At 61.4% G+C, this 12278-nt stretch carries 11 protein-coding genes; 10 read left to right on the top strand and 1 reads right to left on the bottom strand.

The features are described from left to right. The first annotated feature begins 60 nt into the window (after positions 1-60). Together ACP7DE_RS03205 and ACP7DE_RS03200 are read left to right on the top strand one after the other, a co-directional pair. The gene (locus ACP7DE_RS03205; RefSeq protein ID WP_426070703.1) at positions 61-2001 is read left to right on the top strand and encodes a glycosyl hydrolase family 18 protein; all 1941 of its coding nucleotides are present in this window, start codon (positions 61-63) and stop codon (positions 1999-2001) included. Positions 2002-2076: 75 nt separating this feature from the next. Further along, a complete protein-coding gene (locus ACP7DE_RS03200) occupies positions 2077-3111 on the top strand; it encodes a cupin-like domain-containing protein (protein ID WP_426070702.1) in 1035 nt (344 codons plus the stop codon). A 113-nt stretch (positions 3112-3224) separates the two neighbouring features. On the opposite strand, the gene ACP7DE_RS03195 is transcribed toward ACP7DE_RS03200, so the two are convergent. Then, entirely contained in the window at positions 3225-3911 is a 687-nt protein-coding gene (locus tag ACP7DE_RS03195; RefSeq protein WP_116745129.1) for a Bax inhibitor-1/YccA family protein, read from the bottom strand. Positions 3912-4132: 221 nt separating this feature from the next. Here ACP7DE_RS03195 and ndk point away from each other — a divergent pair, with 221 nt between their 5' ends. The 8 genes from ndk (at position 4133) to bamB (ending at position 12274) form a co-directional block, all read left to right on the top strand. Beyond that, positions 4133-4549 carry a nucleoside-diphosphate kinase gene (gene ndk / locus ACP7DE_RS03190; protein WP_070223377.1) on the top strand — a complete coding sequence of 139 codons (417 nt, stop codon included), beginning with the start codon at positions 4133-4135 and terminating at the stop codon, positions 4547-4549. Positions 4550-4676: 127 nt separating this feature from the next. Next, positions 4677-5852, top strand: coding sequence for a 23S rRNA (adenine(2503)-C(2))-methyltransferase RlmN (gene rlmN / locus ACP7DE_RS03185; RefSeq protein ID WP_034752035.1), 1176 nt, complete (start codon positions 4677-4679; stop codon positions 5850-5852). Positions 5853-5863: 11 nt separating this feature from the next. After that, positions 5864-6664, top strand: a complete 801-nt coding sequence (pilW, locus tag ACP7DE_RS03180) for a type IV pilus biogenesis/stability protein PilW (RefSeq protein WP_426070701.1) — start codon at positions 5864-5866, stop codon at positions 6662-6664. 13 nt (positions 6665-6677) lie between these two features. Then, positions 6678-7619, top strand: coding sequence for a helix-turn-helix domain-containing protein (locus tag ACP7DE_RS03175; RefSeq protein ID WP_426070700.1), 942 nt, complete (start codon positions 6678-6680; stop codon positions 7617-7619). Positions 7620-7657: 38 nt separating this feature from the next. Then, positions 7658-8926 (top strand): flavodoxin-dependent (E)-4-hydroxy-3-methylbut-2-enyl-diphosphate synthase, encoded by a 1269-nt coding sequence (gene ispG / locus ACP7DE_RS03170; RefSeq protein ID WP_426070699.1) that lies wholly within the window; start codon positions 7658-7660, stop codon positions 8924-8926. Between the two features lie 32 nt (positions 8927-8958). After that, the gene (gene hisS, locus ACP7DE_RS03165) at positions 8959-10320 is read left to right on the top strand and encodes a histidine--tRNA ligase (protein ID WP_426070698.1); all 1362 of its coding nucleotides are present in this window, start codon (positions 8959-8961) and stop codon (positions 10318-10320) included. A 54-nt stretch (positions 10321-10374) separates the two neighbouring features. Beyond that, positions 10375-11043: a YfgM family protein gene (locus tag ACP7DE_RS03160; protein WP_426070697.1), complete on the top strand. Its 669-nt coding sequence runs from the start codon at positions 10375-10377 to the stop codon at positions 11041-11043. An 85-nt stretch (positions 11044-11128) separates the two neighbouring features. Beyond that, positions 11129-12274 carry an outer membrane protein assembly factor BamB gene (gene bamB, locus ACP7DE_RS03155; protein ID WP_426070696.1) on the top strand — a complete coding sequence of 382 codons (1146 nt, stop codon included), beginning with the start codon at positions 11129-11131 and terminating at the stop codon, positions 12272-12274. Positions 12275-12278 lie beyond the last annotated feature (4 nt).

The following is a 12278-nucleotide window of genomic DNA, read 5'->3' as shown; positions in this document are numbered from 1 at the left end:
CCGCAAACCTGAACAGGAGACAGCGTGGAAAATTTAATACTCAAAAAAACAATCAGGAACATGATGGTATGTCTGGCCAGCGGTGGCGTGCTGGCGGCATGCGGTGGCGGCGGCGACGCCGGCGCGCCGGGTGGCTCACAATTGCTGGCGGCCAGCACGGTAGTCGCCTGCGTGCCATGGCAAGAGGGCGGCACCTACAATGCCGGCACGGTGGTCACTTACCTGGGCGCCAACTACACGGCCCTGGTGACACAGACCGATCACGTGGGCTCCGGCTGGAATCCCGTTTCCACACCGAGCCTGTGGAGCGCCGGCGGCACCTGCGATGGTGGCACCACGCCGACACCCACTCCCACCCCGACACCAACGCCAACGCCAACGCCGAATCCAACCCCGACACCCACTCCGACGCCAACGCCGACCCCGACCGGCGGCACCTGCGCACTGGCGTGGGTGGCCGGTACGGCCTACAGCGCGGGCGCCACCGTCAGCTATGCGGGCACGAATTACCGCGCCAACTACTGGACGCAGGGCGACAACCCGTCGACCAGCAGCGGCGCCGCGGGCACGGGCAAGCCATGGACCAGCCAGGAGATCTGCAGCATCACGCCAACGCCAACGCCAACTCCAACGCCAACTCCAACGCCAACTCCAACGCCGACCCCGACCCCGACCCCGACTCCAACGCCAACGCCGACCCCGACCCCGACACCAACGCCAACGCCAACGCCCGCGGGCCGCGAAGTGGGCTCGTACTTCGCGCAGTGGGGCGTGTATGGCCGAGACTATGAAGTAGCGAACGTGCATTCCAGCGGCGTGGCCGACAAGTTGACCTTCATTAACTATGCCTTCGGCAACATCTATTCGAAAAATGGCGGCTATGAATGCGCCATGATCACCAAGACGGAACCGGGCGCGACGAATCCGAATTCACCGGACGCGGGCACGGGCGGCGATGCCGAGGCCGACTACATCCGTACGCCGAAGCGCACCGTCGATGGCCAGGCCATCCCGTGGGACGCTCCCTTGTCGGGCAACTTCCTGCAGCTGAGAAAGCTCAAGGCGGCGCACCCGAACCTCAAATTGTTTATCTCGCTGGGCGGCTGGAGCTGGTCGAAGAATTTCTCCGTCGGTTCGGCCACCGATGCACTGCGCAAGCAGATGGTGCGTTCCTGCATCGATATCTACATCAAGGGCAATTTGCCGGTGCAGGGCGGGCGCGGCGGCGTGGGCGCGGCGGCCAACATCTTTGACGGCATCGACATCGACTGGGAATACCCGGTGGGCGGCGGCCAGCCGTACAACACGGTCAGCCCCAACGACAAGCGCAACTTTACCTTGCTGATGGCGGAATTCCGCAGCCAGCTCGATGCGCTCGGTGCCGCCAACGGCAAGCGCTACCTGTTGACGGCGGCTGTCGGTGCCGGCAAGGACAAGATCGACAACACGGAACCGGCCCTGTACTCGCAGTACATGGATTGGATCAACCTGATGACCTACGACTTCCACGGCGGCTGGGAAACCAGCACCAACTTCAACGCCCAGCTGTATGCCGACCCCGCCGATCCGTCGACGGGCATGGCACGCGAATACGTGGGCGACAAGGCGGTGCAATACATGATTGCCGCCGGCGTGCCGCGTAACAAGTTGCTGCTGGGCATACCGTTCTATGGCCGCGGCTGGACGGGCGTGGCGCCGGGACCGAACGGCGATGGCCTGTACCAGGCGGCCACGGGTACGGCGCCAGGCACGTACGAGTCGGGCATCGAGGACTATAAAATCCTCGTCGCCAAGGCCGGCACGCGCTACTACCATCCCGTGACCAAGCAGCTGTACCTGTACACGGGCGCGGGCGGCCAGTGGTGGAGCTATGACGACCCGACCGTCATCGGTACCAAGGTGAAGTATGTCAAGGACCAAGGCTTGCGCGGCGCGTTTTCATGGGAACTCGATGGCGACGCCAACGGCGTCCTGGCGACGGAGGTGTGGAAAGTGCGGTAATGCGTCGTTAGGGTAGGGTGCGGCCGGACAGTGCATACTGTCCGGCCGCTTATGCATATAAAAAGGAGACAGGTAATGGCGGCCGTATCGACATTGGGACTCAATCAGGGGGTACAGGAGCTGAGCCGCGAGTGGCGCAGCTGGATCGCGGAAAACCTCATGCTGGGCAGTCACCCGTCGGCGCTGATGCCGGTGCTGCAACAGGCCGGCATCGCGGAAAGCCTGGCGCGCCGCGAGGTGGAGCTGGCGCTGCACAGTCCCTACCTGGCGGGCGCCGTGCGCCTGTCGAACCGGCTGGCCAAGCGCGACTGGGTGATCGATATCCAGCGCAGGCTGAACCATCTGCGTCAGACCGAGATTCCCCGCCGCGAGAAACTGACGGCGCACGAGTTTTTAACGGAGTTCTATTCCACCAATCAGCCCGTGATTATCACCGGCATGCTGGATGACTGGCCGGCGATCCGGAAATGGAGTCCGGCCTACTTCCGCGAGCACTACGCGCAGCGCGAGGTGGAAGTGCAATTCGGCCGCGAAGCGGATGCGCAGTACGAAATGAACAGCGTGGCGCACAAGCGCAAGATGGCGTTTGGCGACTATGCCAGCCTGGTCGAGAGCAGCGGCACGACCAACGATTTCTACATGACGGCGAACAACAATTCGCAGAACCGGCAAGCCTTGCGCGAGCTGTGGGACGATATCGGGCAACTGCCCGAATACCTGGAGCAGGATGGCGGCCCCACGGGCTTTTTATGGTTTGGCCCGGCCGGCACGGTGACGCCATTCCACCACGACCTGACGAACAACTTCATGGCGCAGGTGAAGGGGCGCAAGCGGCTGCGCATCATGGCTGCCTGCGAGGTGGCGCGCGTGTACAACCAGCGTCACTGTTTTACGCCCGTCGACGGGCGCGACATCGACTTGCAGCGCTATCCGCTGATGGCCGACGTGCAAGTGCGCGAATGCGTGCTGTCACCGGGCGAAATCCTGTTTTTACCCGTCGGTTGCTGGCATTTTGTCGAGGCGCTGGATATTTCCCTTACCGTGGCCTTTACCAATTTCAAATGGGATAACGATTTTTACAGTAAGTATCCGTCGAATCACGACTTTTGATCGCATTACCGAATGCTGCGAACCTGCCGCGAACAGCCGCCGTACAGGCGGCTTTTTTCACAGACGTAAAAAAGCCGACCCGAGGGTCGGCTTTCTAATTTCTAGCGCAGCGCTTAGTCGCGGCTGCCGCCGGCGAAACCCAACAGGGAAAGCAGGCTGGTGAAGATGTTGTACACGTCCAGGTAGATGCGCAGGGTGGCCGAGATGTAGTTGGTCTCGCCGCCGTTGATGATTTGCTGCACGTCATACAGGATGTAGGCCGAAAAGATGGCGATGGCGACCATGGAAATCACGATCGACAGTGCCGACAGGCCCAGGAAAATGTTCGCCACCGATGCCAGGATCAGCACGATCACGCCGGCGAACAGCCATTTGCCCATGGCCGAGAAGTCGCGCTTCGACACCGTGGCTATCGTCGCCATCACGGCCAGGATGGTGGCCGTGCCGCCGAACGCCGTCATGATCAGCATGCCGCCGTTCGAGTAGCCGAGCGTGCGCGTCAGGAGTGGCGTGAGCATCAGGCCCATGAAGAAGGTAAAGCCCAGCAGGACGGCGACGCCCAGGCCCGAGTTCTTGGTTTTTTCAATCGCGTACATGAAACCGAAAGCGACGACCATGAAGATGATGAAGCCCATGCCGCCGGTCAGCATCGGCAAGTGCATTTGCACGCCGATGAAAGCGCCCAGCACGGTCGGTATCATGGACAGCGCCAGCAGCCAGTAAGTGTTGCGCAAGACCTGGTGGCGTACTTGCTGCATGCCCCCCGACAGGTCAAAAGTGCGTTGCATGTTCTGATTCATAGTGCCTCCGTGTTGACAATTCAAATTACTACTTTGTTCAAGCATAGCATGGACCCCGGTTTTTACAAAAAAACCAGCTTAAGATTCCATTAAACGCAGATGAGTCAGTAAGAAGGGGTCTGCCTGTCTGGGTGATATGGGGTGGAGTATGGTAAAATCAAAGGTTGATTGAGCTATCAATTTATCGTTTTAAACCTTTCTTTTTATTGGAGTTTTCACACATGGCAATCGAACGCACCCTGTCGATCATCAAACCAGACGCAGTTGCAAAAAACGTAATCGGTCAAATCTACACCCGTTTTGAAAACGCTGGCCTGAAAATCGTTGCAGCACGCATGACCCAACTGTCGCGCGAACAAGCTGAAGGCTTCTACGCAGCGCACAAAGAACGCGGCTTCTTCAAGGATCTGGTCGACTTCATGGTTTCCGGTCCAGTCATGATCCAAGCCCTGGAAGGCGAAAACGCCGTTCTGGCCCACCGTGACCTGATGGGCGCGACCGATCCGAAGAAAGCAGAAAAAGGCACGATCCGCGCCGATTTCGCCGATTCGATCGACGCTAATGCCGTACACGGTTCCGACGCTGTCGAAGCTGCTAAAGTGGAAATCGCTTACTTTTTCCCAGAACTGAAGGCTTAATTGCCTTAGATAACGTTATTTCCTGGCGTTATCTGTGAAATAACTTATCACCCCCTGTTCCCGCTGCGCTGTGGTGGCTTTGACCTCCTGATGCGCGCGGGGACGGATTTTTAGAATAGACATGATCATGAATACGACGACCCTCACCAACTTGCTGGACCTTGATCCCGCGCAACTCATCGCCTATTGCGCCGAGTTGGGAGAGAAACCGTTTCGTGCGAAACAATTGCAACGTTGGATACATCAGTTCGGCGCTTCCGACTTCGACGCCATGACGGACTTGGCCAAGTCGCTGCGCGACAAGCTGGCCACGCGCGCCGAAGTGCGCGCCCCGGCCATCATCAGCGACCACACGTCGACGGATGGCACGCGCAAGTGGCTGGTCGACGTCGGCAATGGTAATGCCGTGGAAACCGTGTTCATTCCGGAAGAAAACCGCGGTACGCTGTGCATCTCGACCCAGGCCGGTTGCGCCGTGAACTGCCGTTTCTGCTCGACGGGCAAGCAAGGCTTCAACCGCAATTTGTCCGTGGGCGAGATCATCGGTCAGCTGTGGATGGCTGAATTTGAATTGCGCCGCACCAAAGGCATCGAGCCGGGTCCGAAAGGCGAGCGCCAGATCACCAACGTGGTGATGATGGGCATGGGCGAGCCCCTGCTGAACTTTGAGCCGACCGTCACGGCCCTGAAGTTGATGCTCGACGACAATGCCTACGGCCTGTCGCGCCGCCGCGTGACCCTGTCGACCTCGGGCGTCGTTCCGATGATGGACAAGTTGTCGCAGGAAGTGCCGGTGGCCCTGGCCGTCTCGCTGCATGCTTCGAACGATGCGCTGCGCGACGGTTTGATTCCTCTGAACAAGAAATACCCGTTGAAGGAATTGATGGCCGCCTGCAAGCGCTATCTGGAATTTGCGCCCCGCGATTTCATTACCTTCGAGTACTGCATGCTCGATGGCGTCAATGACAGCGACGAGCACGCGCGCGAACTGCTGGCGCTGGTGCAAGACCGCGAGTTCGGCGTGAACTGCAAGTTCAACCTGATTCCATTCAACCCCTTCCCCGAGTCGGGTCTGTTCCGCTCGAAAAACCCGCGCATCAAGGCATTTGCCCAGGTACTCATGGACGGCGGCATCATCACCACCGTGCGCAAGACGCGCGGCGACGATATCGATGCGGCTTGCGGCCAGTTGGCGGGCGAAGTCAAGGACCGTACGCGGGTACAGGAGCGCATGGAGAAGATGACTGAGTATCAACAAAAATTTGGCGCCAATTTCGGCAAGATCGTGGAGATCCGCTCCTGATGAGGGAAGGCATGGCTTACCAACGCTCGCTCGCTGTGGCCGCTGTCTGCCTGGCTGTGCTGCTGGTCGGCTGTGCTTCTGCTCCTTCCGCAAGCCGCGCCACGGCCGCTGGCCAGGACAAACAGGCGAGCGCCGATGAGCGCGCCGCGCTGCGCCTGCAGCTGGCCAGCGCGTATTATGCGCAAGGCCAGCTCGACGTGGCCCTGGCGGAAGCGGAGCAAGCCGTGCAGCTGGCGCCAAACGATGCGCAAGCCTATGGTGTGCGTGCCCTGATCCTGTCGGCACGGCGGCAAACTGTGCCTGCCGAGAAAGATTTCCTTTACGCTTTGCGCCTTGCGCCCCACAATCCTGAGTTGAGCAATAATTACGGCCTGTTTTTGTGTCAGACGGGACGCGCCGCGCAAGCGCTGGCGTATTTCGATGCGGCTCTGGCGGACGCGGCGTATGTGTCGCCGGAAAAAGCGCTCAACAATGGGGGTGCTTGCAGCCTGGCCCTAAATGATTACCCGCGTGCCGGCGCGTATTTGATGCGCGCGGTACGGATCGCACCGGATGTGGCAGTAACGAATGCCGGCCTGGTGCGCGTGTATTACCAACAGCAAGACTACCGGCAAGCGGCTCATTATTTGCAGCGGCTCGGTAAGGTAGCAACAATGGAGAGCCAGGCGGCCGATGTGCTGTGGCTCGGGATCAAGGTGCAGCATAAGCTCGGGGATGCGGGTGCGGAAGCTGGCCTGGGGGCGCATTTGCGCAACCACCATTCCGGCTCCTCCGAATATGCTGCTTATCAGAATGGGGCGTTTGATGAGTGAGACAGGGATACCAATGAATTCAGAGTGGGCAGAAACGCCTCAGCAGCAGCCCCAGGGCAATCTGGCGTTGGCAGGCGCACAGTTGAAGGCACAGCGCGAAGCGCTGGGCTGGCCGGTGGAACAGGTGGCCGACCAGCTCAAGCTGGCGACGCGCCAGGTGATCGCGCTGGAAGCGGGTGATATGGCGGCCTTGCCGAACGTGGCCGTGGTGCGCGGTTTCGTGCGCGCCTATGCCAAGGTGGTCAAGCTCGACGCGGCGCCGCTGGTCGCCATGATCGAAGTCCACCCGGCGCCGGCGCAAGACCCGGCTGTCGCGCCCGTGCGGCGCGAGATTTCCGCCACGTTTTCCGAATCGCGCTTCCCGTCGATGACGCAGCGTTCGTCGAACCAGACTCCGCTCTGGATCGCCGGTGCCGTTGCCGTGGTCGTGGCTGCCGCTTTTGGTGCGTACAAGCTGGGCTATGTGCCGGCCAGCCTGCTGGCGCAAGCCGACAAGGAAGCCGTGCATCCGAACGTGGTGGGCCCCGTGGAAACGACCCTGGTCAAGTCGGGGCAGGATTTGTCGCCCGTGCAGACGCCGTCCGTGCCGCTGATCTCCGTGCCGCCGCCTGCGGGCAACGACACGCAGACGGGAGCGCCAGCCGCGTCCGTGCCGGCAGCCGCGCCAGTCGCGGCGCCAGCGGCGGCGGTCGTTACGCCGCCGGTAGCGGCCGTGGTCTCGAACACGCTGGTGTTGAAGGTGGAGCAGGATTCCTGGGTCGAGATTCGCCGTCCTGGCGCCGCGCCGCTGATTTCGCGCATGGTCAAGGCTGGCAGCACGGAAACATTTGATATCGCCGGCCCGGCCACCCTGGTGGTGGGCAAGCCGGCTGCCGTGCAGGCAACCTTGCGCGGCGCCAAGCTGGACTTGCCGACTGTGGCGGGCGGCACGATCTCGCGCATCAGTATCAAATAAGTATCAAGCAAGTATTCTATAACTCACAAGACACTATTATGGCTACCTCGAAAACAGCGATCGGCTCCGGTCCTTCCGGCCGGCGCGACAGCCGCAAGGTGCTGATCGCGCACGGCCAGCGCCAGATCTGGGTGGGCGGCGACGCCCCCGTGGTGGTGCAGTCGATGACGAACACGGACACGGCCGATGCCATCGGCACGGCGATCCAGATCAAGGAACTGGCGCGTGCCGGTTCGGAACTGGTGCGCCTGACGGTGGACCGTCCCGAGGCGGCTGCGGCCGTGCCCTACATCCGCGAACAGCTCGACAAGATGGAGATCGACGTGCCGCTGGTGGGCGACTTCCATTACAACGGCCATACCCTGCTCAACGATTACCCCGATTGCGCGCGCGCGCTGTCGAAGTACCGGATCAATCCTGGCAACGTGGGCAAGGGCGCCAAGCGCGACACGCAATTTGCGCAAATGATCGAAGCGGCGTGCAAGTACGACAAGCCGGTGCGCATCGGCGTGAACTGGGGCAGCCTGGATCAAGCCTTGCTGGCGCGCATCATGGATGAAAACGCGGGCCGCAGCAACCCGTGGCCGGCGCAAGCCGTCATGTATGAAGCGCTGGTGACGTCGGCGATTGAAAACGCCGTGCGTGCCGAAGAGCTGGGCCTGGGGCGCGACAAGATCATCCTGTCGTGCAAGGTGTCTGGCGTGCAGGACCTGATCGCCGTGTACCGCGAACTGGCCCAGCGCTGCGACTATCCGCTGCACCTGGGCTTGACGGAAGCGGGCATGGGCAGCAAGGGCATCGTGGCGTCCACCGCGGCCCTGTCCGTGCTGCTGCAAGAGGGCATCGGCGACACCATCCGCATCTCGCTTACGCCCGAGCCGGGCGGCGACCGCACGCGCGAAGTCATCGTCGGCCAGGAAATTTTGCAAACCATGGGCTTGCGCAAGTTCGCGCCCATGGTGATCGCCTGCCCGGGCTGCGGCCGCACGACGTCGACCACCTTCCAGGAACTGGCCGACAACATCCAGACGTATCTGCGCGAGCAGATGCCGGAATGGAAGAAAGCATATCCGGGCGTGGAAGCGATGAACGTGGCCGTCATGGGCTGCATCGTCAATGGTCCCGGCGAATCGAAGCATGCGAACATCGGCATCAGCCTGCCCGGCACGGGTGAATCGCCGGCCGCGCCCGTGTTTGTCGACGGTGAAAAAGTCGTCACGCTGCGCGGCGAGCGTATCGTCGAGGAATTCCAGGACATCGTCTTGAAGTATGTACAGAGTCACTACGGAAATACGGTTGCCGTCTGAGCCTGACCCGATAAAAAGCAAAGAAGAACACTATGTCCGAAAATAAAAAAGCAGAGAAAATTACAGGCGTGAAAGGCATGAACGACGTGCTGCCCGCCGACGCCCCGCTGTGGGAATTGTTTGAGAATACGGCGCAATCCGTGCTGCAAAGCTACGGCTTCCAGCAAATCCGCACGCCGATCGTGGAAGAAACGAAATTGTTCGCGCGCGCCATCGGCGCCGTGACCGATATCGTGGAAAAGGAAATGTATTCGTTCACCGATTCGATGAACGGCGACAACCTGACCTTGCGCCCTGAAGGCACGGCTGGCGTGGTGCGCGCCGTGGTCGAGCACAACCTCGTCTACGAAGGCCCGAAACGCCTGTGGTACAAGGGCCAGATGTTCCGCCATGAGCGCCCGCAAAAAGGCCGCTATCGCCAGTTCCATCAGTTCGGCGTGGAAGCCATCGGTTTCACGGGCCCGGATATCGACGCCGAGATCATCATGCTGTCGCGTCGCCTGTGGGATGACCTGGGCCTGGAAGGCATCCGCCTGGAGCTGAACTCGATCGGCGACGCGGACGAGCGCCTGCGCCACCGCGCCGACCTGATCGCCTACCTGGAAAGCCACAGCGAGCTGCTCGACGAAGAAGCCAAGCGCCGTCTGCACAGCAATCCGCTGCGCATCCTCGATACCAAGAACCCTGCCATGCAAGACCTGGTCAATGGCGCGCCGAAGCTGCTGGACTACCTGGGAGAGGAATCGCTGGCGCACTTCCACGGCGTGCAGAAGATCTTGAACCACAACAATATTCCATTCACCATCAATCCACGCCTGGTGCGCGGCCTCGATTACTACAATCGCACGGTGTTCGAGTGGGTCAGCGACAAGCTGGGCGCGCAAGGCACGGTGTGCGCCGGTGGCCGCTATGACGGCATGGTGGAAATGTTCGGTGGCAAATCGACGCCAGCCGTCGGTTTCGGCATGGGCGTTGAACGTCTGGTGCTGCTGATGAAGGACGCGGCTGAGCCGGAAGCGCCGGCCCAGTGCGACGTGTACCTGGTGCACCAGGGTGAGCAGGCGGGCCTGCAGGCATTCGTGCTGGCCGAACGGATTCGCGATGCGGGCCTCGACGTTGTGCTACATTGCGCAGCGAGCAACGGTGGCGGCAGCTTCAAGACGCAAATGAAAAAGGCCGATGCCAGCGGCGCGGCGTTTGCCGTGATCATGGGCGACGATGAAATCGCCAACAATGTGGCCACGGTGAAAGCCATGCGCGAAGCCGATGCTGGCGCGCAGCAAAACACGGTGCCGTTCGACGATGTCGTCGATTACGTGGTGGACCAGATCATCGGCGACCACGATTGCGGCCACGACCACGGTCCTGGCGGGCACGTGCATCACCACCATTGATTTGAAGCAAGACCGTACTACCCTCGATCAACTACTCATTAAAACTGACGACCCATGGCATACGATCACGAAGAACAAGAACAACTGGCAACCCTCAAGGCCTGGTGGCAGCGCAATGGCAATCTGACCTCCTGGGTCTTGATCGTGGCGCTGGCGGGCTACAGCGGCTGGGCTGGCTGGCAGTACTACCAGCGCACGCAAGCTGCGCAAGCGGGCCAGCTGTATGACGAACTGCAAAACGCCATCGCCGCCAAGGACACCGCCAAGGTGATGCGCGCGGCCGGCGACATGCAATCGCGTTTCAGCGGCACGGCGTATGCGCAGATGAGCGCCCTGGCCGCGGCCAAGGTGGCGTTTGACGCGAATGACTTGAAAATGGCCAAGACCCAGCTGCAATGGGTGGCCGAGCACGGCACGGAAGAGTACAAGGTCATCGCCAAGCTGCGCCTGGCGGGTGTCCTGCTGGACGAAAAAGCCTACGATGAAGCATTGAAAGTGCTGGCGACGGCCAGCGTGGCGCAATTTGCCGGTGCCGTGGCCGACCGCAAGGGCGATATCCTGGTGGCGCAAAACAAGCTGGCCGATGCACGCACGGCCTACCTGGCCGCGCTGGCAGCAACGGACAAGAATAATCCAGGTCGTCAATTGATTCAGGTCAAACTGGAGGCGATTGGCGGTACGGTACCGGAAGACAAGGCCAAGGCTGACAAGGCCGCCGCCTGACAGGAACACTGATGGTTCGGCCATGCGGCGCTTTGCGCCGCCTGCCATGCCCTTACAAGTACAAGAAAAAGGTTGGATAACACTTATGCGTGTCACTGAAAAGCTGGTAGCTGCAAGTCTGTTGGCCCTGATGGCCGGTTGCTCGTCCTGGAACCCGTTTGCCTCGAAAGACCCGAAAGTCGAACCGGCCAAGCTGGTCGAGTTAAAATCGAGCATTGCCGTACGCGACGCCTGGAAGTATTCGATCGGCAAGGCCGGCGTGTACGCGTTTACGCCTGCGCTGGCCGGCAACAGCCTGTACGTGGTCAATGCCGATGGCGCGCTGGCGCGCCTGGATGCGGCCAGCGGCCGGGAAACGTGGCGCATCAAGGCCGGCAGCGACATCACCTCCAGTGCCGGTAGCGATGGCACGCTGGTGGCCGTGGGCGCCGCCAAGGGCGCCGTGCTGGCCTTCGATGCCGATGGCAAGCAGCTGTGGAAGGCACAGGCGTCCAGCGAAGTGCTGACCCCGCCTGTCGTGGGACAGGGCGTGGTCGTGGTGCGCAGCGTGGACAACCGCATCGTCGGCTTCGATGCCAAGACGGGCGAGCGCAAGTGGACGGTGCAGCGCGCCACGCCGGCACTGACCCTGCGCAATGCGCCTGGCATGGTACTGGGTGGCGCGAATGTCTATGTGGCCCAGCCGGGCGGCAAGTTGCTGGCACTGACGGCCGCCACCGGTGTGGTACGCTGGGAGATCGTCGTCAGCGAACCGCGCGGCGCCACCGAACTGGAGCGCGTCTCCGATATCGCCGGCACGCCGGTGGTGTTCGAAGGCGAAGTGTGCGCCGTCACGTACCAGGGCAAGGCGGGCTGCTTCGATGCCGCCACGGGCGTGCCGCGCTGGACCAAGCCGATCTCGTCCGATGTGGGCGTGGCCGTCGACCAGCGTTTCGTGTTTGCCGCCGACGCCCAGGGCGCCGTGGTGGCGTTCAGCCGCGAAGGCGGCCAGGGCGCCTGGAAGAATGAGGCGCTGGCGCGCCGCCGCTTGTCGACGCCGGCTTCTTTTGGCCGCAGCGTCGCCGTCGGTGACTATCAAGGTTACATCCACTTCCTGTCACGGGAAGATGGCGCATTAATAGGTCGTGTCAGCACCGACGGTAGTCCGATTGTTTCGGCTCCCGTTGTGGCAGGTTCGAATTTGATTTTTCAAACCCAATCAGGGACAGTGACCGCTCTCGCGGTCGAGTAATACA

It is taken from the genome of Janthinobacterium sp. DSP2-3-3 (assembly GCF_049897325.1).
In the GTDB taxonomy this organism is placed as follows: domain Bacteria; phylum Pseudomonadota; class Gammaproteobacteria; order Burkholderiales; family Burkholderiaceae_D; genus Janthinobacterium.
Note: the sequence above shows the minus strand (reverse complement) of the source record. Positions and strands in the feature narration are given on the sequence as shown.

Excerpts from the sequence above, each read along its gene's own strand:
- ACP7DE_RS03205 (WP_426070703.1), top strand. The coding sequence starts at position 61 with ATGATGGTATGTCTGGCCAGCGGTGGCGTGCTGGCGGCATGCGGTGGC.
- ACP7DE_RS03200 (WP_426070702.1), top strand. The coding sequence starts at position 2,077 with ATGGCGGCCGTATCGACATTGGGACTCAATCAGGGGGTACAGGAGCTG.
- ACP7DE_RS03195 (WP_116745129.1), bottom strand. The coding sequence starts at position 3,911 with ATGAATCAGAACATGCAACGCACTTTTGACCTGTCGGGGGGCATGCAG.
- ndk (WP_070223377.1), top strand. The coding sequence starts at position 4,133 with ATGGCAATCGAACGCACCCTGTCGATCATCAAACCAGACGCAGTTGCA.
- rlmN (WP_034752035.1), top strand. The coding sequence starts at position 4,677 with ATGAATACGACGACCCTCACCAACTTGCTGGACCTTGATCCCGCGCAA.
- pilW (WP_426070701.1), top strand. The coding sequence starts at position 5,864 with ATGGCTTACCAACGCTCGCTCGCTGTGGCCGCTGTCTGCCTGGCTGTG.
- ACP7DE_RS03175 (WP_426070700.1), top strand. The coding sequence starts at position 6,678 with ATGAATTCAGAGTGGGCAGAAACGCCTCAGCAGCAGCCCCAGGGCAAT.
- ispG (WP_426070699.1), top strand. The coding sequence starts at position 7,658 with ATGGCTACCTCGAAAACAGCGATCGGCTCCGGTCCTTCCGGCCGGCGC.
- hisS (WP_426070698.1), top strand. The coding sequence starts at position 8,959 with ATGTCCGAAAATAAAAAAGCAGAGAAAATTACAGGCGTGAAAGGCATG.
- ACP7DE_RS03160 (WP_426070697.1), top strand. The coding sequence starts at position 10,375 with ATGGCATACGATCACGAAGAACAAGAACAACTGGCAACCCTCAAGGCC.
- bamB (WP_426070696.1), top strand. The coding sequence starts at position 11,129 with ATGCGTGTCACTGAAAAGCTGGTAGCTGCAAGTCTGTTGGCCCTGATG.